Here is a 19,309-nt window from a genome sequence, read left to right as displayed (position 1 = left end):
CTTTATATGTTTTTTTTTGTTGAAGTTTTATTCAAACTACAATACGCATTTTTATAACAGGTATTTTTTTTATATCCAAATCTCGAGGAATATTTATCAATCATGCGTCCATGCTTCAATAAGAAACCTCTTGCCCCGTCAGTTAAATTGCGATTTCAATCTTTTCGTAAAGCAAGAAAAGGTGCCTGTCTGGCTTCTATTCTTTCAATTGGAATGACTTTATCTGCTTGTTCAATCTTTTCCCCTCCTCCACTTCCCAGAGGAAACATTATTGGCAAAGAAGATCTAAAAGCATTACAAGTCGGCAGCACCAGTAAAGCAGACGTCGTGGATATTCTTGGATCTCCTACTGCATACGCGACCTTTGATCCTAATAATTGGATATATATTTCGATGATGACGCGACTAGTTCCGTTGTCATATCCCGGAATTACTAAACAAGAAGTATTATCATTATATTTTGATCAAAATGGAACTTTGCAAAAAATACAACATCTTGGTAAAAAAGATGCCAAACCTGTAGGAATGGTTTCAGAAGTTACCCCAACACCTGGAACAAAAACAAATTTCTTCCAACAACTTTTGGGTAATATTGGACAATACTCACCTTTAAGTGCTATGGGGTTAGGAAGCACCTTTGGACCCAATAATAGCACTGGGCCTTTTGCCAATAATCCAAATACTGCTGGCGGTATAGGAAGCTCTGGTAACACTATTCGATAAATATAATAATCTATTTTGGAATAAAAATAACAACGCGCAGCCCACCTAGTGGGCTGTTTTGCAATTCAATATCACCACCATGTCCTTGAACAATATTCAGTGCAATTGCTAATCCTAAGCCTGTTCCTTTTTGGCTATTACCAGTTTGAAAAGGAATAAAAACACTTTCCTTTTTCTCTTCGGGAATGCCTGGACCGTCATCATCTATAATAAATAAAATCCCTCTACTTCTATCTTGCACCTCAATCGCGACCTTGCCACCGTGCCGTCTGGCATTTTCTAAGATATTCCCCAAAACCCGACGAAGACTACCTGCCCTCACCATCATGTCTGGTAAAGATGCAGGAATATTTGCTGATATAAATTCCGTACCTAATCGATAAGCAGCTGCCACCACGTCTTCGGTTAATTGTACCATATCTGTCGTTTGTGGCTCTTCGGTTCCTTCTCCTCTGGCAAAAGATAGATAACCAGCAATCATTTGCTCCATTTCCTCTGTGTCACCAATCATCTCTGCAATATCTGTCGCTTGATCCTCGGCATTCACGATCCCTTTTTGCGGTAACATTGCTAAACTTAGTCTTAAACGTGTTAAAGGGGTTCGCAAATCATGGGATACACTGGCAAGAATAACAGTTCGTTGTTTGATAAAACGTAAAATACGCTCTCTCATCACATTGAATGATTCGGCCGCATTACGTAACTCTTTTGAACCGACAGGCATTAATATTCCAGGATCTCTACCCTTTCCAAATTTTTCTACCGCTTTGGATAATCGGCGAATGGCTCTAAATTGCACCCACGCAAATACGGCTGTAATCATAAACAAAATTATGGCGCTGCCAACAATCCAAACGACAAACAACCAAACAGATCCTGCCGTTAATTTTTTCTTTGGAACAAGGAACTGTAAAACACCATTTTTAAGTTGAATCGAAACAATAACTTGATCCGTGTAACTTTGCCAATCTGTTTTAAAAGGAATATCAAGCCGATCTGCCAATCCTCGATCCAATAACTCATCAACTGGCCCTATAACCAACCCGTTATTGGACTGGTTATGTAAATTTTGATTAGGGAACCACTTGATATTCAATTGCAAATATTGTTGTGACTGATCCAATAAAGTAGCACGATATTGTTCAGATTTAGTAGTTGAATATTGTTGAACGATATAACTGATTTCACCACTGACCGAATCAGTTAAACGACGAGAAACTGTATTTAAAAAAGTTCCATAAAATAACTCTAACGATATAGCCTGAGTAATAATTAAAGGGATGGAAATCATTAATAAAGAACGTGCTAATAAAGAACGCGGTAAAAACCTACGTACTTTTCGATCAGCAGCAATTTTACCTTCCTTAGAAACTCGACGATAACGTTTAAAATTAGCAAACACAATAATTTCCTCAAGATAAAGAATAGCTAGGTTTTAATACATACCCTTTACCTCTGACTGTATGTAGAAACCTAGGTTGTTTGGGATCAGATTCTATTCTTCTTCGTAAACGCGTTACTTGGACATCTACGGCACGCTCACCGATTTCCTCCATCCCAATTTCTTGCACAATATCTTCGCGTGACAAAATTTCATTTGGACGACTTGCCAACACACGTAAAAGCGCTATTTCACCACCCGTTAAATGAATAATCTCATTGTTATGAATCAATAAATTACGAATAGGATCAAATTCCATGTCCCCTAATCTTACCGCCCTTACGTTATCCGTCATAATTGGTTGTTGTAAACGACGTAATTGAGCGCGTAAACGCAGTAAGAGTTCTTTGGGTTCGAATGGCTTTCCAAGATAATCGTCTGCGCCAGCCTCTAAACCAGCAATACGATCTTCTGGCTCCCCTCGAGCGGTGAGGAGAATAATAGGAATGTCTTTTCCTTCTTCACGCAAAGAATGTGTTAATTGCAACCCATCCTCACCAGGCATTGAAACATCGAGAACAATAGCATCTGGCTGAAGAAATTTTAGCATTTCTCTGGCTTCTTTAGCTGATTCTGCACCACTAATACGGAATCCATTTTCATTTAAATATCGTTGCAACAGACGACGCAGCCGAGGATCATCATCAATGACCAAAACATGTAAAGAGTCAGAATCTTCATTTTTAATGATGCTCTCATCCATCATGCTTTTCCTTTATCTGGTTTTTGGCTGGAATGTAATTCAAGTAATTGTTTAGACTCTATACTTAACATACCATAAAGAATACGTTGAAACCCTTCAATATAGGTATTATTGGGTGCTTCTCGAAAAGCACGGAGAAATTGCTTACGTTGCAACTGAAATAATTTTTCTTCTATCTTCTCACCTTGTGGAGTTAAATATAAGCTTTTTTTGCGTCGATCTTCTGCATTTGTACGATATTCAATATATCCCAGCTCAAGAACATCACGTAAAACGCGATTTAAACTTTGCTTTGTAATCCCTAGCAGTTTGCAAATCTCACTAACACTCGCCCCAGAACAATGACAAACAAATTGCATTAAACGATGATGGGCATGACCTATTCCATACTCTTGTAAAATTGGTTTCGTGGCATTATGCAATTCACAGTCGATAAAAAATAAAACATCTTGCATGAAACGAATCTTTTCCTCACGTAAGAATAAAAGTTCTTCACCTGGTTTTGAAATCGGTAAATCATGGGGAAAAGGACGATACAAATAAAAATCTCTTTAAAACTAAATGAAAAATACAATGAAATTACAATAATCTATTTCTTTTTTAAACGAAATAGCGTATATAACTTTGTCTAGTTATATGTATCCATGGATGATATATAATTAATGTTCACTTAACACACACAGGAGATGACAGCCAAGTGCAAGTTCTTGTTAGAGATAATAATGTTGATCAAGCTTTAAAAGCTTTAAAGAAAAAAATGCAACGCGAAGGTATTTTTCGCGAAATGAAATTACGTCGTCATTATGAAAAACCATCAGAACGCCGTGCGCGCGAATCTGCTGAAGCTGTAAGACGTGCTCGTAAAATGGAACGTAAACGCGTAGAACGCGAAGGCTTCTAGTTTTTTCTTTATTAAGAGTCTACATACGAAAATAATCTTATTTTCATATTCTTCTAATCAAAATTTTTTGTAAGTTGGTGATGTTATTGAACGCTTCGTTATTTATAATGAAGCGTTTTGCTTATTTAAAGCATATAAAAAAGCTCATATTTTTTGGTATGAGCTTTTAATCAAAATTATTTTTTAAGCTCTGCCAACACAGCTTTACCCATATCTTCTGTTCCGACCAGTTTCATCCCATCACTCATAATATCTGGTGTGCGTAGACCTTGGTTTAGAACAGCTTCACAAGCATGTACCACTTTTTCTGAAATTGCTTGTTCATCAAAAGAATAACGCAGCATCATCGCTAGTGATAAAATTTGAGCCAATGGGTTGGCTTTACCCTGCCCTGCAATATCAGGAGCACTGCCATGAATTGGTTCGTATAAAGCTGGGATAACACCATTTTCTTGTCGTGCGCCCAACGTTGCAGAAGGAAGCATTCCCAAACTACCCGTCAACATTGCTGCTAGATCAGATAAAATATCACCGAATAAATTGCCGGTTAAAATCGTATCAAATTGTTTGGGATTACGTACTAATTGCATTGCACAATTATCTGCTAGCATATGAGAAAGTTGGACGTCAGAATATTCTTTTTGGTGAAGCTCAGTCACAACTTCTTTCCATAAAAGACCACTTTCCATCACGTTACATTTTTCAACAGAACAAACACGATTTTGACGTTGACGTGCTAGTTCAAAAGCAACACGTGCTATCCGTTCAATTTCAACGGACGTATAAACTTCGGTATTTACCCCTTTACGCGTTCCATCTGGTAAAGTTTCAATACCACGTGGCTCACCAAAATACACACCACCTGTGCTTTCACGCACAATCATAAGATCAAGCCCTTGAATAATTTCAGGCTTTACTGTGCTGGCACCAACTAACGAATCAAACACAATCGCAGAGCGTAAATTGGCAAATAATCCTAACTCTTTACGCAGACCAATAATCCCCACTTCAGGGCGTTTATCAAATCCTACTTTTTCCCATTTTGGACCACCAACAGAACCAAATAAGACCGCATCTGCAGCTTTTGCTTTGGCAATCACTTCTTCGGTTAAAGGCACACCATTGGCATCGATAGCAGCCCCACCAACAAGATCTTTTTCAACTACAAAAGACAAATTAGAGTTTTCTTGCACCCAATCTAATACATGAAGCGCTTGTTCCATGACTTCTGGGCCAATACCATCACCAGCCAACGTTAATATCTTTTTTTCTTTTGTCATTCTTTTAATCCATTATGAAGTGAGATGATTTAAAAATTAAATTCTCTGAAAAGAGATGTTGCTTCCATCTCAGAAGAGAATTGTTTTAGTTTTTCTGATACATGTTCTTGATAGAGATCGGGCAATTTCTTTTTAATATATTTTATCGCAACTGCAATCGTAATATCAGCCAACATTATGCGTGTATCGACAAGATAACCCATATTGTTAAAGGTAACTTGCTGATCGAGCAGCTTTAGACCTATGTGTAATTGTTCATCAATACGATCTGCCCATTCTTGATAGAATTTTTCAGGTGGACGGCGATTATATTCCATAAAAAGCTGTACTGCTTTATCACATAACGTCAATGCTATGCCAATTAGATACTGAGATTTTGTAAATTGTTCTAAATCTTTTGGAAATAAAGAACAATCTGCTGAGCATTTCCGATCAAGATATTCTAAAATTAACGTTGAATCAATTAACAAAGTGCCTTCATCAGTTATTAATGAAGGTGCTTTCATTAATGGATTTACAGCTTTCATTTTTTCAGTATCACTAAAAACAGAGAGCTGTTGATGTTCAAATAAAAGCTCCATTGCTTTTAACGAAATTGCTACTCTTCGAACATAAGGGGAATCTAACATTCCTATTAATTTCATTATCATATCCATCTTTTATTATATTATGATACACAATAACATAAAATATTCTAAATATTTCTATATATCAGCTAAACTTTTAAAACTAAGTATATTTTAATAGCCAATTCTGTAAATATTGATAGAACTCCTCATAAATCTCCTCTGCAGAAATAGACCAATTGCCTGTTGCTGCCCCAAAAATTTCATCGTCATAAGCTACAATATATCCACTTAAAAACGCTTCCCTTTCTGGAAGATTAACCTCATCTAAGTAATCAGCTAAAAATCTTAAATTCGATACATGGTAATCAAATTGACTATCCATTTGTTTTGGCATTTTGTGACTTAAATACTGCTTAAGAATTACTAAAGCCACCTTCTCTTTATCAACGTCAACATCATATTTAAATAAGTGGTTTATATAATCATGAAGTTCATAATCGTTCTTTATAAAACAAATATCCAAAATAATTATATCATTATTATTTTGTAAGATTTTTTGATCTGCCCAGCCTTACACTTCTTTGAATGTAGTTAACCCAACTTTTAATTGTAATTTAAATGCAAATAAATCTTCATAAATCATAATCATTTATTCCATTTAAACTTACTATTGTACATGATGTAAAAGGCTCATTAATTAAACATAATGAGCCTTTTATAATCATCCTTAAAATATCTTAACTAATTAAGAAGATAACTTTTCCGCAGACACTTTTGGATACCAAGGTTGATTTTGTTTACGCTTTTCTTCAAAATCATCAATAGACTTCACATGCTGCAAAGTCTGACCAATATCATCCAATCCATCCAGCAATAATTGACGACGCAAAGGATCGACTTCAAAAGAAATCTTTTCCCCATTTGGGCGAATAATTTCTTGTTTTTCCAAGTTAATCGTTAATTTAGCATTTGCACCCATTTTGGTATCTTCAACCAACTGTTCACAAATCTCTCTTGGTAAACGAATAGGCAGAATACCGTTTTTAAAAGAGTTATTAAAGAAAATATCTGCAAAAGAAGGTGCAATCACACAACGAATACCAAAATCTAGCAATGCCCAAGGCGCATGCTCTCTAGAAGAGCCACATCCAAAATTTTCATACGTTACAAGAATTTCGGCTTGACGATAAGGTTCACGGTTTAAAACAAACTCTTCACGCTCTTTACCATTTTCATCATAACGCCATGAATAAAAAGCTGACTTCCCCAAACCACTTCTTTTGGTTGTTTTCAAAAAGCGTGCAGGAATGATTTTATCCGTATCAATATTTTCTTCAGGTAAAGGTGCAGCAATCGCTGTTAAAATATCAAATTTATCCATTTTAAATCATTTCCCTTACGTCTGTTAATTCACCTTTAACTGCAGCAGCAGCAGCCATTGCTGGGGATACAAGATGGGTTCTGCCTCCTGGTCCTTGGCGATCTTCGAAATTACGATTAGAGGTCGATGCACAACGTTGACCTGGTTTTAAACGATCAGGATTCATTGCAAGACACATTGAACATCCTGCTTCACGCCATTCAAACCCTGCATCAATAAAGATTTTATCCAACCCTTCGGCTTCGGCTTGTTTTTTAATCACACCAGAACCTGGCACAACCAATGCCCACACATGATTTGCAATTTTTTTACCTTTTAAAACATGGGCTGCCGCGCGTAGATCTTCAAGGCGACTGTTGGTACAAGAACCAATGAAAACAGCATCAATTTTAGTGCCCGCAATAGGCGTACCAATTTTTAAATCCATATAATCCAACATACGTTGTTTACGTAACCGTTGAGATTCATCTTTTAGAAGAGCAGGATCTGGAATATTACCTGTAATTGGCAAAACATCTTCTGGGCTGGTTCCCCATGTGACCATTGGCTCTAAATTATCTACATTAATCGTAATGACTTTATCATAATGCGCGCCTTCATCAGAAGCCAAGCTTTTCCAATAGCCAACCGCAGCATCAAAATCAGCCCCTTGAGGTGCATTCGGACGACCCTTGATATACTCGAATGTAACTTCATCTGGAGCAATCAACCCTGATCTTGCACCACCTTCGATAGCCATATTACAAACAGTCATACGACCAGCCATATCTAAATTACGAATAACAGAGCCCGTAAATTCAATCACATGACCTGTACCACCAGCAGTACCAATATGACCAATGACAGCTAATACGACATCTTTAGCACTCATCCCTGGCCTTAATGTGCCATTAATTTCAATTTTTAAATTTTTTGCTGGCTTTTGTAACAAGGTCTGCGTTGCCATCACATGTTCAACTTCAGAAGTACCAATACCAAAAGCCAAAGCCCCAAAAGCACCATGCGTTGATGTGTGGCTATCCCCACAAACAATAGTCATACCAGGAAGTGTAATTCCTTCTTCTGGTCCGACAACATGAATAATCCCTTGTTTATCTGATTGCAATGGAATGAATGGCACACCAAATTCTTTTACATTATGCTCTAATGCTTCTATTTGTTGTCGACTATCATCTTCTTCAATCGGTTTGCTGCGATCTGTTGTTGGAACATTATGGTCGATTACCGCCATCATTGCTTCTGGATTATGGATTTTACGTCCAGCCATACGTAAGCCTTCAAATGCTTGCGGGCTGGTCACTTCATGAATTAAATGACGATCAATATACAGGATTGCGGTACCATCTGGAAGTTGTTCAACCACATGACTATCCCACAACTTGTCAAATAAAGTACGCGCCTTCATTTTTTTTCCTTAATTATTTGCTGTATTTTGTTTCTAAAAAAATATCTGGCAACCTTACTTAAAAAGCTGCCAGATACTTAATATAGTCTTTTATTTGAAACTAATAAATAGAATATTAGTTTTGAGCTGTATCAGCAGCTTTTTTAACATCACGGCTACGTTCTTTAATACGAGCAGATTTACCGCTACGGCTACGTAGGTAATATAATTTTGCACGGCGAACATCACCATGACGTACAACAGTAATCGCAGCAATGGTTGGTGAGTATAGAGGGAATACACGTTCCACACCTTCACCATTAGAAATTTTACGAACAGTAAAATTGCTGTTCAAGCCTTTGTTTGAACGTGCAATAACAACACCTTCGTAAGCCTGAATACGTTTACGTTCACCTTCAACAACGCGAACATCAACACGAACAGAGTCCCCAGGAAAAAATTCAGGAACTGGGCGTTCTGCTGTTAAACGAGCGATTTCCTCTGCCTCGTATTTTTGAATGGTATTCATTTAATCCTATTCCTTTTACAATAAGATAAGTTCTACAATCTTTTAAGCAATTCAAGTAACAAACTATTTATCGTCAGCACAATGTTTATTTATGGTTTCCTTGATAGGATTCCCATAAATCTGGTCTACGTTGTCGCGTTGCATTCTCAGCCTGCTCTTTACGCCAAGAGGCAATCGCACCATGATTTCCAGACAGTAATATTTCAGGCACAGCATAGTCATCCCATTGCGCAGGTTTCGTATAATGAGGATATTCTAGTAAACCGGAGGAAAAACTTTCCTCAACCCCACTTTGATCTGAACCCATCACACCAGGTAATAAACGCACACAAGCATCCATTAAAATCAATGCTGCGGGTTCTCCACCTGAAAGGACATAATCCCCAATAGAAACTTCTTCAATTGTGTGTTTTTGAAAGATCCGTTCGTCGACCCCTTCATAACGACCACAAATGAAATATGCACCTTGACCCGATGCATAACGCACCACGTCAGCTTGTTGTAATAAACGACCTTTAGGAGATAAATAAATGATTGGACGATCATCCTCAGGCTTTGTTGCCTCTAGTGCAGTATCCAAGATATCTGCACGAATAACCATCCCAGCTCCACCACCAAAAGGCGTATCATCAACGGCTTTATGCCGTCCTAAACCAAATTCACGAAGTGCATGCGTTTTTAACGACCAACGCTGATCTTCCAATGCTCTACCTGCAAGGGAATACCCTAAAAAGCCAGGAAACATTTCTGGAAATAACGTTAAGACATCCACTTGCCAAGTCATGATTGATCCTTTGTATTCGATGGACGAACTTCCACCTCATTCGGAGGACAAATCAATAACCAGCCAGATTTGATATCAATCTCAGGAACACAAATTTTGGTAAAAGGAATCAGAGCATTTTCCCCTTGATCCCGTTTTATTTCCAAACTGACCCCTGCGCCGTAATCATGCACAATATGAACCGTTCCAAAGAGTTCCTCTGATTGATCTTCATGCCGAATTTTCGCTTGCAATCCGATTAAATCACTAAAGTAAAATTCTTCTTCTTCAGGTTCAGGTAACAAGTTTCTAGGAATATACAATTTACGATTAGTCAATTTTTCAACGGCATTTCGATCATCTATCCGTTTTTTTTGACTATCATAAAGTGCTGCAACCTTGCCACTTTGCCAACTTATCGTCCAACGCTCTCCACGATCATCAACCAGTTCACCGTATTTTTCTAAATCTTTTGGATTTTCAACACAAGGATGAAGGTGAACCAAACCACGAACACCGTGGGGCTTCCCTATCGTTCCTATATGAACCAGCTGCGTTTTCATAAAGATTGTTACTCTCTTGCGATAACTAATTTACGATTAAGCAGCAGCTTCTTCGCTCTTTTTAGCAGCAGCCGCAGCACGTTCTTGTGCTTTTTTCTTTGGAGCTGACTGATTAGGTTGTTCACGATATTCAAATTTAGGTGCTAAACCAGCATTGCCTAAGAAACGTGCAACACGGTCAGTCGCTTGTGCGCCTTGTGATAACCAGTGTTTAATACGTTCATCGAACAAACGAATTCTGTCAGCATGATCTGCTGGTAACATTGGGTTATAAGACCCAACTTTTTCAATGAAACGGCCATCCCGTGGTGAACGGCTATCAGCAATAACGATGTGATAATAAGGACGTTTCTTTGACCCTGCACGGGATAAACGAATTTTAAGGCTCATTGACTGTTTCTCTCCAGATATCTAGCCACAATTAAAAAAGAATTAACGCATCATTCCACCACCAGGCGGTGGCGTCATTCCTTTTGGTAAAAGAGCGGATAATCCCTGACGCATTAAACCTTTAACGCCCAGTTTATTAAACCGCTTCATCATAGAAGCCATCTGATCATATTGTTTTAATAGACGATTAACTTCTTGAACTGTAACCCCTGATCCAGCTGCAATACGTTTTTTACGAGAAGCCTTGATAATAGCAGGCTGCTTGCGTTCTGCTTTGGTCATTGACGAAATAATCGCCTGATGACGCTTTAGGATAGAGGTGTCTAACTCTTTGTCTCCGAGTTTCTCTTTCATTTTGCCCATACCAGGCATCATATCCATGATATTTGAAATAGAACCCATTTTATTGATTTGACCAATTTGAGCTGCGTAATCATTCAGATCAAATTTGCCTTTAAGCATCTTTTTGGCAAGACGCTCACTTTCTTCTTGGTCAATGGTTTCACTGGCTTTTTCAACCAAACCAGCAATATCACCCAGACCCAAAATACGACTGGCAACACGTTCAGGATAGAATTCCTGTAACGCATCCACCTTTTCACCCATACCAACCAATTTAATCGGCGCACCCGTAATGGCACGCATTGATAAAGCCGCACCACCGCGTGCATCCCCGTCCATACGGGTCATGACTACACCAGTAATACCAACTTTTTCATTGAAACTTTTGGCTGTATGAACCGCATCTTGCCCTGTCATCGCATCAACGACTAACAAGGTTTCAGCAGGTTTGGCTACGTCGCGAATATTTTGAACTTCTTCCATCAATGCTTCATCGATGGATAGACGACCCGCAGTATCCAAAATAACGACGTCATACCCTTCAAGACGAGCAACTTCCATCGCACGTTTGGCGATCTGAACAGGCATTTGCCCTTCGATCACAGGTAAAGAGGTTACTTTGACTTGATTGGCCAGTTGCTCTAATTGTAACTGAGCAGCAGGACGATATGTATCCAAGCTGGCTAATAATACTTTTTTGCGTTCACGACGGTTTAAATAATAAGCAATTTTTGCAGAAGTCGTGGTTTTACCAGACCCTTGTAACCCCACCATCAAATAAGGAATAGGAGGCACGGCATTCAGATTTAACGGAACTGCCCCTGCACCCCCCAAGGCTTCAATCAGCGCATCATTGACGATTTTTGCAATGGCTTGACCTGGGGAAATATTATGGAGGACTTCTTGACCAACAGATTTCTCTTGAACTCTGTTAACAAAGTCTTTGACCACTGGCAAAGCAACGTCCGCATCCAACATCGCCAAGCGGATTTCTCGCATGGCTTCATTGACATCTTCCACAGACAGGGAACCGCGTTTTGACAACCCATCAAATACGCCAGAAAGCTTTCCAGATAAACGATCAAACACGTTAAATCATCCTACAGTTTTAAGCAATAAATAACGCGTCACTGCACGAGTCTTCGCGAGGTGACGTTTCTTATCTTTGGGATGAGAATAGTTTAACTTATTGGTAAATGTCAAGAAAGAATATAATTAAAAGTTAATTTTTAGATACTAATAAAAAATCAAATGCTTCATTGGACGATAAATACCAACATCCTGAAACGCGTAACCGACCTATGGCATCAAATGGAATGGATATTGAATGGGCAAAACGGAATCAAACAATTACCCAAAATATTACCAATCATCAAATGTTTTTTGTGGCAGTTGTGTGGAGGCATCTTTAACCTTTTGTTCCTCTGCATGCACAACAACAGGTGCGGATAAAAGAGTAAGCGTTAGAATAAATTTTTTAATAAAATATATAACCTATTGAAAGTAAACATCATTATTGAACTGTAATTACAGTAATCCTTTTAACAACATATATTTTTCCTTCAACTGCGTTCTTTGCTCGACCGTTAAAAATTGAAATAAAGAAGATAATGTTTGCAGTTGATAGCTTTCTAATAAATATTCTTTCGTTATTAATTGATTAAACAGTGCTTGATATTGTTTTGTTTCTATTTGTTCTGATGGCTGCGCCAAAAGTGTAATAAACTGACTTATAAAGTTGTCCATCTCTTGTCTCGCCGCACAAGATTGCGTCTCTTGTAAGCGCATAACATTACGAAAATTCCCCTCTTGAGAATTGGTCAAAGGCAATTTAGAGATAATTTGTTCCAACATCTCTATTTTTGGAGTGTTTTCTATACAATACGACATTGAAATTAGGGGTGATGTCATAAAATCACTCGGTTTATCACCACTAATTAACGCATCAGTTGAGTGATGTAACGCTGTTTGTTGCTTTATAAATTCATTTTTGGCTGTGATATATCGTGTATATTCAGCGATAACATCTTGCCATTCTTTTTGTGACAGTAACTTTCGAATAGATATAATCGTTTTTAGTTTATTCTCTATTCTATTTTGCGTTAGAGAGGTTAATTGATCATAAAATGGTTGTAGCTGTTCTGTAGTAACATCCCTATTTTCAAAAAGCATAGCAATGATTTGCTGTAACAAGCCATCATATTGCATTTGTAATATACAAGCCTGTGTGCGAGCATCACTTAAAATAGTATAAATTCGTTCTTTTTGAGATTGTGTTATTTTTTGCGTTGGTAGAGGAAGTTCAAAAGTTATTTTTTCAGGTGAAATCATTCGGCACGATTGTGGCATTTCACTCATGGAAGCCGGCTCAGTTGCCAAAGCATTCAACCCGCTTACCATAAAACAAATGAAGGATAGAACTTTAACTTTTAAATTTAAACAATTTTTCATGAGCTTGTCACTTTTAAAAAACATTTTTCATCACTATACCACTATGAACCAAATATGAAAAAAGCCTGCTACAAATTATTGTAACAGGCCTCAAAACTAACCAATATTTTTTAAATTAAGGTTCTGAAGTAGGTGATGGTGCATCTTCTGGAGATGGCGCATCCATTTCACGCAACTCTTTCATTTGCTCCCTAATTGATTTAATTTTTGTATAACGAACCTTAGCTTTAGCCAATTGTTCTGGTGTCAACACATCGCGTAATGCCAAAATAGTCTTTAAGTGACTTTCTTTTGTCGTTTTTTCCAGAGCTGCTTGCTTTTCCAAGATTGGCTTTAACGTCTCATCAGTTACTTTTCCAGGTGATAATAACGCTGCAGCCATCTGATCTTGAATAGATTTCATTGCTTCACGATTAGTTTTTTCTTCTTTACGAGCTGCGTCGATAATGTCATGAATCTTTTGTTTTTGTTCTTTAGTTAACTTGACACCTTGGAAGATCATTCCCATCGGACCAACAGCTGGACCAAACATCCCACCTGGACGATGAGGCGGTGGCGGTGGTGGCAACTCACCCGGAGGTGGTGGAGGTGGTGCTTCGGGATGAGCGAACGCAGCACCAATAGCACTTAAACTTAATCCACTAGCAACTACCATAGAAGAGAGCATTTTTTTATTAAACATTATTTTAATCCTTATTTTTATTTACACAATTTGAAATTATAGCCAAACTTGTATTGTGCTCTTGTTAAGAGTTTCGATAATCTTTTAGGCAAAAATATGACAAATTCAGTATATTTTCGTGACATCACCAAAAACCTTTTGTTTTTTGCTTTTTTTAAAAAAGTCGAAGTGACCTTAAATCATGCATTATAAATCTCTTGTATCTATATATATGTTACTATTTACATTTATCGGTGGATTTGCCGATGCCAGTTCTTATCTTATTTCTGGAATATTTACAGGTCACTTAACAGGAAATCTTGTGCTTAGCACGGTATATGCTGTTAATCAGAACTACTCATCGTTATATCGTTGTATTATAGCCATTTTCGGTTTTACAATTGGTACCGTATTAGGGGTATGGTTTCGAACAAATCCAAAAATCCATTTGATTTATAAAACATCTATTGCACTATTGCTACAATTGGTTGTTGTCATGTGTATTTTCGTAATCAATTTACGATTCTATAACAATATAAGTCACATTATCTTCTTTGGAGGATTAGGTTTTGCTCTGGGTCTGCAAAATGGCACCATTAATAACTTGCATAAAATCGGCATTCACTCCAGTTATGTCACCGGAATGAGCACGACTTTAATCAATAATTACTTTGCATTACATAAAAATGACCCGAATTATACTGACAAAAAGAAAGAATATATCATGCAGTTTTTTGTAATTCTTGCTTTTGTTACAGGCGCATTGACGAGTGTTATTTGCATCCACTTCATGCAATTTATAGGAGAGACTATCCTAGGAATCTTACTTATGATCTCTATTATTCTCAGTATATATTTACAGCGACGTGACCTCGTATAAATGAGCCGACCTTTTTCTTTCCATTAATATTAATAGCTGATGTGCAAATAATTTATACTTATATTCCAATAAATTTTTTGGATAAGAAAAATAAATAAGTATTCTACACTCTGAATAATTTAATTCAGCTGACTCCCAATCATAAAGATCAATATTATATTTTAACCTAAAGACATTGTATCAACTCGAAACAAGAAATAATTACCGATATGATAATCACTATATCTCTTTTCTAATATAATGAAAAATAGGGTTTCTATGTTTTGTCTAGCGACCTCAATATCGCTCCCTGTTAATTCATATAAATCATAATATGTTTCACTATTCGTATGTTTTTTATAAAAAAAGCCAAACATTTTGATATGCTCAGCTTTTAAATCTAAATATTAATCCTTAGCGTTCGCATAAGGATTTTTACTGTCCCTAAATTGTAATCGTATCGGTGTACCAGGCATATCGAATGTAGCTCGTAATCCATTCACTAAATACCGTTGATAATCCATCGGGATTTTTGAAGTCCGTGTTCCAAATAAAACAAAAGTCGGAGGACGAGCCTTAATTTGAGTAATATAACGTATTTTTAAACGTCGTCCCTCAACCATTGGCGGATTATGACGTGTGATTGCTTCTTCAAACCAACGATTCAAAGCGCCCGTCGGAACACGTTTGTTCCATACTGCATAAGCTCTGCGTACTGTAGGCAGTAATTTATGCACGCCTCGTCCCGTTAATGCAGAGAAAGAAACGGTAAAAATACCACTCATTTGAGTTAAAGAGATTTCGATACGATCTTTGATTTGTTGACGTACTTCATCTCTATTCTCTAAGATATCCCACTTATTTAAGGCTAGAATACAGCAACGCCCTTCTCTCTCAACCAAACGTGCAATTTGCAAGTCTTGCTCATGCACACCTAATTCAGCATCGATAACCAAAACAACGACTTCAGCCATTTTCAAAGCGACCAACGAAGCGGATACAGACATTTTTTCTAATGTTTCGTCAATTCTAGCTTTTCGGCGTAATCCAGCTGTATCAACCAACTCAATTTCACCCTCTTCATCTCTTAATCTGACTGTAATCGAATCTCGGGTTAATCCTGCTTCAGGTCCAGTAATGACACGCTGTTCGCCCAGCAACTGATTGACCAATGTTGATTTTCCAGCATTGGGTCGACCAATGATAGCCAACTTTAATGGACGATCAATATTATCATTCTCATCATCTTCGAAAGCATCAAAATCTTCATCTTCTTCATTAGGCAAAGCATCAAGAACGGCTTCGATAAGATCCCCTACACCATCACCATGCTCTGCGGAAACTGGGTATGGCTCTCCTAGACCAAGACTATACATTTCCATTGCAGCAACATTCCCAGCATGTCCCTCTGCTTTATTCACGGTTAAAATTATAACCTTACCCTGTTTTCTAAGCCACTGAGCAAGATGTTGATCGACAGGATGAATACCTGAACGTGCATCGACACAAAAAATCACAACATCAGCAGAAGCAACGGCACTTTCAGAGGATTGACGCATCCGTCCAAAAACGGTTTGAGGATCATCTTCTTCCCAGCCAGCAGTATCCACCAAAGAAACATTTCTGCCTCTTAGCATAATATCAACAGATTTACGATCACGCGTAACGCCTGGTTGATCATTGACAATTGCATATCGTCTGCCTGCCAAACGATTAAATAAGGTTGACTTCCCAACATTTGGGCGCCCAGCAATCACAACAACAGGCAAAGATTTAGTGGATAATGCCACGTATTTTATTCCTATCCAAAAGCAGTCAATTTGCCATTTTGTCCAACGACCAGCAAATTCTCATTAACAATAACTGGGGCTAACGCTGGGGTAATATCTGTTTTAACAACCTTGGTTACTTTCCCTGTCGCAGGATCAACCGTAACCAAACCATTATCACCAAAATCACTGATACAAATCAATTGACCACCACCCAGCACAGGACCATACCAAGCAATCGGATCTTTAGATTTTTCCACGTTTTTAAAACGACGTAATTGAGTAACCCAACGTACACGCCCCGTAATACGATCTAAACATGCTAATTGTTGATCTAGGGATAAGGCAAACAGCCAATCACTAATCACAACCATCGCATTTTGACCGGAAACTTCACGTTCCCATAACCTGCGCCCTGAACGCACGTCAATAGCAACCAACACAGCCCCCACACTAATTGCATAGACTGTGCCATCAACAATAACTGGCAACGCACTAATGGCAGAAAAATCTGTATCAGAATCTCGACCACCGCGTCCCAACGTCTCTGTCCAAATTTGTTCACCCGTTTCAGCACGCAGAGCAACCAAATCACCCGTACCAAAACCTGCGACAATAATTCCATCAAAATAAGCAGGTGCAGGTTGTCCAAATAATTTTGTTTGCACACTGCCTGTTTGATATGACCATAATTGATTGCCAGTCTTTGTATCTAAACAAAATAAACTGCCATCAATTGTGCCGAAAAACAAACGGTCATCTACAATAGTTGGTGCTGAACGTCCAGGGGTTCCTACATCAACGCGCCAAATAACATTGCCATTATTTCGATCAACCCTTAATGTTTCTGCAACACCATCAACAATATATAGAGCATCATCCGTTAATCCAATACCGCCGCCTAGATTACTCGATTTAGACCCTTTTTTATTTGGATTTAACTTCCATAATACTTTTCTTGATTTCCAATCGAATGCAGTTACTTTTCCAACTGCGTCCACAGTATAAAAACGATCGCCATCAACAACGGGAGTGGTATTAACAATCCCTCTTCCCTTGGACCCCAGCGCAATGAACGCCAAAGGACTTGGTTCTGAATTACCTGCTCCGATACTGCAATCCCATAATTTACGGACACCACCGATAGCACTATGAATTGAAGTATGGCTAGGCACACGCCCCTCTTGCATCCACTTGGGATCGATAATTGGGGCTGGAATAATAATCGGCGTTTGATCGTCTCGATCGACCATTAACCCTGCACCAGAGCTGAATACGTCAATCCGTTGACCAACCAATACTTTCTTTTCACTTTTATGCCCACAAGCAGCCAATGCAATACTGCCCCCAGTGGCTAATAACACAGAACGTCGAGACAAACCTTTATTGACCATAGAAAAAGATTTTATCATGGAGATACCTTTTTATTTACAGTTTTATTGTGAGCAATAATTTGCAACATCATACTTGCACGTTCACGTAAAGATGGTGATGCATTCATATCAATTGATAATTGTCCAAAAATCTGACGTGCTTCAATTAACTTACCTGTACGTAAATTTAATAATGCTTCTGATTCTTTCAGTAATCCATACCAAGGGGTTTGCTGTCCCAATAATTCATTGATTCGGTTGCGCAAATCAGATGGAGGGGCAGTGTCCAAATGATGTTGTATCCACAATAATCCTGCTAGAGATCGCAAATCAGATGGCGCAGTTTTATCTCCCCGTAAATTTTCCCATACAATAGAAGCTTCTTTAACTTTGCTTTGATCAGCCAATAAACCAGCTTGTTCTAGTTGAGCCAAAGCACGCACTGCCTGTGGAGACTTTGCAGATAATGTTTTTAATTGTGATATTGCAGTAATCTTTGTTGCATCTGAAATAGACTGTCCAGGAATCGCCGCAATAATAGGCTGTGTAATATTGAAGTAAGAAAAGGAGGCTTGTTCAACAGCTTTACGATATTGCCAGCTTTTATATTGCCATATCCCTAATGCAGCAACAGCAACAATAATCAATACGACAACAAAAGCAACATAACGACGCGCGGTATTTTTGATTCTTTCTGCGCGTAAGTCTGCATCAATTTCTTTTAATAGGTCTTCAGACACCTATGTATTCTCCTTTTCTGATCAATAATGCATGCTATTATATCATAATAAGCAAACAACATTATCCTCTACATAGCCTATTTTTTAGCTTTTGCCCCTAATTTTTTTCCGCCTGCTTTTAATTCTGTTTGCATCTTGGTCAAATTAGCTGTGATACGGGTGCGCACGTCTGTCGTAACCTTTTTATAAGGTTCCATATCTGCAGCAGCTTTCTGACTAATAGCAGCTTGTTTTGCATGCGCAGCTTTGGCAACACATCCATAATATGCACGCGCTGCTTTGTCATACGCAGTATAGTGCTCTACGCTGCTATTATAATTGGATACGTTCGATACATTAAGAGCAGGTGCTTTGGGTTCGTGACCACAGTTGGCAGCCCAATCTTGTGCAAACGCAGCACTGCCAACAATCATTCCTAAGCCAACGATCCCTGCTTGTAGTAAAATTTTCATCTTTATTATCCCAAATCAATTTATTGCGTTTATAA

23 protein-coding genes are annotated in these 19,309 nt (G+C 38.1%); 4 read left to right on the top strand and 19 right to left on the bottom strand.

Features of this window, described 5'->3' with window-relative positions; all coding sequences use genetic code 11:
• Positions 1–102 precede the first annotated feature (102 nt).
• The gene (locus tag PQG54_RS03200) at positions 103–723 is read left to right on the top strand and encodes an outer membrane protein assembly factor BamE (protein WP_271788911.1); all 621 of its coding nucleotides are present in this window, start codon (positions 103–105) and stop codon (positions 721–723) included.
• 10 nt (positions 724–733) lie between these two features.
• On the opposite strand, the gene PQG54_RS03195 is transcribed toward PQG54_RS03200, so the two are convergent.
• The 3 genes from PQG54_RS03195 to PQG54_RS03185 are packed head-to-tail and all read right to left on the bottom strand — an operon-like array spanning position 734 to position 3,406.
• The gene (locus PQG54_RS03195; protein WP_271788912.1) at positions 734–2,125 is read right to left on the bottom strand and encodes an ATP-binding protein; all 1,392 of its coding nucleotides are present in this window, start codon (positions 2,123–2,125) and stop codon (positions 734–736) included.
• Between the two features lie 10 nt (positions 2,126–2,135).
• Positions 2,136–2,870, bottom strand: a complete 735-nt coding sequence (locus PQG54_RS03190; RefSeq protein ID WP_271788913.1) for a response regulator transcription factor — start codon at positions 2,868–2,870, stop codon at positions 2,136–2,138.
• Positions 2,867–3,406, bottom strand: a complete 540-nt coding sequence (locus PQG54_RS03185) for a MarR family winged helix-turn-helix transcriptional regulator (RefSeq protein WP_271788914.1) — start codon at positions 3,404–3,406, stop codon at positions 2,867–2,869. Before PQG54_RS03185 ends, PQG54_RS03190 begins: the two co-directional genes overlap by 4 nt.
• Positions 3,407–3,564: 158 nt before the next feature.
• Between PQG54_RS03185 and rpsU the strand changes: the two genes are divergently transcribed.
• Complete coding sequence (gene rpsU, locus PQG54_RS03180) at positions 3,565–3,768, top strand: 30S ribosomal protein S21 (RefSeq protein ID WP_008853618.1); 204 nt, start codon at positions 3,565–3,567, stop codon at positions 3,766–3,768.
• A gap of 176 nt (positions 3,769–3,944) precedes the next feature.
• Here the strand turns inward: rpsU and leuB are convergent, their stop codons facing one another.
• From leuB to ffh, 10 genes are all read right to left on the bottom strand, one after another.
• A complete protein-coding gene (leuB, locus tag PQG54_RS03175) occupies positions 3,945–5,048 on the bottom strand; it encodes a 3-isopropylmalate dehydrogenase (RefSeq protein ID WP_271788915.1) in 1,104 nt (367 codons plus the stop codon).
• 29 nt (positions 5,049–5,077) lie between these two features.
• Positions 5,078–5,692 carry a glutathione S-transferase family protein gene (locus PQG54_RS03170; protein ID WP_271788916.1) on the bottom strand — a complete coding sequence of 205 codons (615 nt, stop codon included), beginning with the start codon at positions 5,690–5,692 and terminating at the stop codon, positions 5,078–5,080.
• Positions 5,693–5,777: 85 nt separating this feature from the next.
• Positions 5,778–6,140, bottom strand: a complete 363-nt coding sequence (locus PQG54_RS03165) for a hypothetical protein (RefSeq protein WP_271788917.1) — start codon at positions 6,138–6,140, stop codon at positions 5,778–5,780.
• Between the two features lie 222 nt (positions 6,141–6,362).
• Positions 6,363–6,998: a 3-isopropylmalate dehydratase small subunit gene (gene leuD / locus PQG54_RS03160; RefSeq protein ID WP_271788918.1), complete on the bottom strand. Its 636-nt coding sequence runs from the start codon at positions 6,996–6,998 to the stop codon at positions 6,363–6,365.
• Between the two features lies 1 nt (position 6,999).
• Complete coding sequence (leuC, locus tag PQG54_RS03155) at positions 7,000–8,403, bottom strand: 3-isopropylmalate dehydratase large subunit (RefSeq protein WP_271788919.1); 1,404 nt, start codon at positions 8,401–8,403, stop codon at positions 7,000–7,002.
• 115 nt (positions 8,404–8,518) lie between these two features.
• On the bottom strand, positions 8,519–8,911 hold the full coding sequence (rplS, locus tag PQG54_RS03150; RefSeq protein ID WP_271788920.1) for a 50S ribosomal protein L19: 393 nt from the start codon (positions 8,909–8,911) through the stop codon (positions 8,519–8,521).
• An 85-nt stretch (positions 8,912–8,996) separates the two neighbouring features.
• Positions 8,997–9,695, bottom strand: a complete 699-nt coding sequence (gene trmD / locus PQG54_RS03145) for a tRNA (guanosine(37)-N1)-methyltransferase TrmD (RefSeq protein WP_271788921.1) — start codon at positions 9,693–9,695, stop codon at positions 8,997–8,999.
• Complete coding sequence (gene rimM / locus PQG54_RS03140) at positions 9,692–10,237, bottom strand: ribosome maturation factor RimM (RefSeq protein WP_271788922.1); 546 nt, start codon at positions 10,235–10,237, stop codon at positions 9,692–9,694. The genes trmD and rimM overlap by 4 nt, the downstream gene beginning before the upstream one ends.
• Positions 10,238–10,273: 36 nt before the next feature.
• Positions 10,274–10,627, bottom strand: coding sequence for a 30S ribosomal protein S16 (rpsP, locus tag PQG54_RS03135; protein WP_271788923.1), 354 nt, complete (start codon positions 10,625–10,627; stop codon positions 10,274–10,276).
• Between the two features lie 42 nt (positions 10,628–10,669).
• On the bottom strand, positions 10,670–12,058 hold the full coding sequence (gene ffh, locus PQG54_RS03130) for a signal recognition particle protein (RefSeq protein ID WP_271788924.1): 1,389 nt from the start codon (positions 12,056–12,058) through the stop codon (positions 10,670–10,672).
• Between the two features lie 170 nt (positions 12,059–12,228).
• Between ffh and PQG54_RS03125 the strand changes: the two genes are divergently transcribed.
• Positions 12,229–12,381: a hypothetical protein gene (locus PQG54_RS03125; protein ID WP_271788925.1), complete on the top strand. Its 153-nt coding sequence runs from the start codon at positions 12,229–12,231 to the stop codon at positions 12,379–12,381.
• Between the two features lie 115 nt (positions 12,382–12,496).
• Here the strand turns inward: PQG54_RS03125 and PQG54_RS03120 are convergent, their stop codons facing one another.
• Together PQG54_RS03120 and PQG54_RS03115 are read right to left on the bottom strand one after the other, a co-directional pair.
• Positions 12,497–13,420 carry a hypothetical protein gene (locus PQG54_RS03120; RefSeq protein ID WP_271788926.1) on the bottom strand — a complete coding sequence of 308 codons (924 nt, stop codon included), beginning with the start codon at positions 13,418–13,420 and terminating at the stop codon, positions 12,497–12,499.
• A 115-nt stretch (positions 13,421–13,535) separates the two neighbouring features.
• The gene (locus tag PQG54_RS03115; protein ID WP_271788927.1) at positions 13,536–14,102 is read right to left on the bottom strand and encodes a Spy/CpxP family protein refolding chaperone; all 567 of its coding nucleotides are present in this window, start codon (positions 14,100–14,102) and stop codon (positions 13,536–13,538) included.
• A gap of 181 nt (positions 14,103–14,283) precedes the next feature.
• On the opposite strand from PQG54_RS03115, the gene PQG54_RS03110 reads away from it, so the two are divergent.
• Positions 14,284–14,961, top strand: coding sequence for a YoaK family protein (locus PQG54_RS03110; protein ID WP_271807700.1), 678 nt, complete (start codon positions 14,284–14,286; stop codon positions 14,959–14,961).
• 386 nt (positions 14,962–15,347) lie between these two features.
• Here the strand turns inward: PQG54_RS03110 and der are convergent, their stop codons facing one another.
• The 4 genes from der to PQG54_RS03090 form a co-directional block, all read right to left on the bottom strand.
• Positions 15,348–16,730 carry a ribosome biogenesis GTPase Der gene (gene der, locus PQG54_RS03105; RefSeq protein ID WP_271788929.1) on the bottom strand — a complete coding sequence of 461 codons (1,383 nt, stop codon included), beginning with the start codon at positions 16,728–16,730 and terminating at the stop codon, positions 15,348–15,350.
• Between the two features lie 11 nt (positions 16,731–16,741).
• Positions 16,742–18,121 (bottom strand): outer membrane protein assembly factor BamB family protein, encoded by a 1,380-nt coding sequence (locus PQG54_RS03100; protein WP_271788930.1) that lies wholly within the window; start codon positions 18,119–18,121, stop codon positions 16,742–16,744.
• The gene (locus PQG54_RS03095) at positions 18,118–18,822 is read right to left on the bottom strand and encodes a hypothetical protein (RefSeq protein WP_271788931.1); all 705 of its coding nucleotides are present in this window, start codon (positions 18,820–18,822) and stop codon (positions 18,118–18,120) included. Before PQG54_RS03095 ends, PQG54_RS03100 begins: the two co-directional genes overlap by 4 nt.
• A gap of 77 nt (positions 18,823–18,899) precedes the next feature.
• Complete coding sequence (locus tag PQG54_RS03090; RefSeq protein WP_271788932.1) at positions 18,900–19,274, bottom strand: hypothetical protein; 375 nt, start codon at positions 19,272–19,274, stop codon at positions 18,900–18,902.
• Between the last annotated feature and the right edge of the window lie 35 nt (positions 19,275–19,309).

The organism is Commensalibacter communis, assembly GCF_947179015.1.
Classification (GTDB): Bacteria; Pseudomonadota; Alphaproteobacteria; order Acetobacterales; family Acetobacteraceae; genus Commensalibacter; species Commensalibacter communis.
The sequence above is the reverse complement of the archived record's forward strand: the minus strand, read 5'-3'. Positions and strand labels throughout refer to the sequence as shown.

Bases quoted from the DNA above. Each gene is read 5' to 3' on its own strand.
- PQG54_RS03115 (WP_271788927.1), bottom strand. From the start codon at position 14,102: ATGTTTAATAAAAAAATGCTCTCTTCTATGGTAGTTGCTAGTGGATTA.
- leuC (WP_271788919.1), bottom strand. From the start codon at position 8,403: ATGAAGGCGCGTACTTTATTTGACAAGTTGTGGGATAGTCATGTGGTT.
- rpsP (WP_271788923.1), bottom strand. From the start codon at position 10,627: ATGAGCCTTAAAATTCGTTTATCCCGTGCAGGGTCAAAGAAACGTCCT.
- PQG54_RS03090 (WP_271788932.1), bottom strand. From the start codon at position 19,274: ATGAAAATTTTACTACAAGCAGGGATCGTTGGCTTAGGAATGATTGTT.
- leuB (WP_271788915.1), bottom strand. From the start codon at position 5,048: ATGACAAAAGAAAAAAAGATATTAACGTTGGCTGGTGATGGTATTGGC.
- PQG54_RS03200 (WP_271788911.1), top strand. From the start codon at position 103: ATGCGTCCATGCTTCAATAAGAAACCTCTTGCCCCGTCAGTTAAATTG.
- PQG54_RS03170 (WP_271788916.1), bottom strand. From the start codon at position 5,692: ATGAAATTAATAGGAATGTTAGATTCCCCTTATGTTCGAAGAGTAGCA.
- trmD (WP_271788921.1), bottom strand. From the start codon at position 9,695: ATGACTTGGCAAGTGGATGTCTTAACGTTATTTCCAGAAATGTTTCCT.
- rimM (WP_271788922.1), bottom strand. From the start codon at position 10,237: ATGAAAACGCAGCTGGTTCATATAGGAACGATAGGGAAGCCCCACGGT.
- PQG54_RS03110 (WP_271807700.1), top strand. From the start codon at position 14,284: ATGCATTATAAATCTCTTGTATCTATATATATGTTACTATTTACATTT.
- PQG54_RS03120 (WP_271788926.1), bottom strand. From the start codon at position 13,420: ATGAAAAATTGTTTAAATTTAAAAGTTAAAGTTCTATCCTTCATTTGT.
- PQG54_RS03190 (WP_271788913.1), bottom strand. From the start codon at position 2,870: ATGATGGATGAGAGCATCATTAAAAATGAAGATTCTGACTCTTTACAT.
- PQG54_RS03100 (WP_271788930.1), bottom strand. From the start codon at position 18,121: ATGATAAAATCTTTTTCTATGGTCAATAAAGGTTTGTCTCGACGTTCT.
- leuD (WP_271788918.1), bottom strand. From the start codon at position 6,998: ATGGATAAATTTGATATTTTAACAGCGATTGCTGCACCTTTACCTGAA.
- rplS (WP_271788920.1), bottom strand. From the start codon at position 8,911: ATGAATACCATTCAAAAATACGAGGCAGAGGAAATCGCTCGTTTAACA.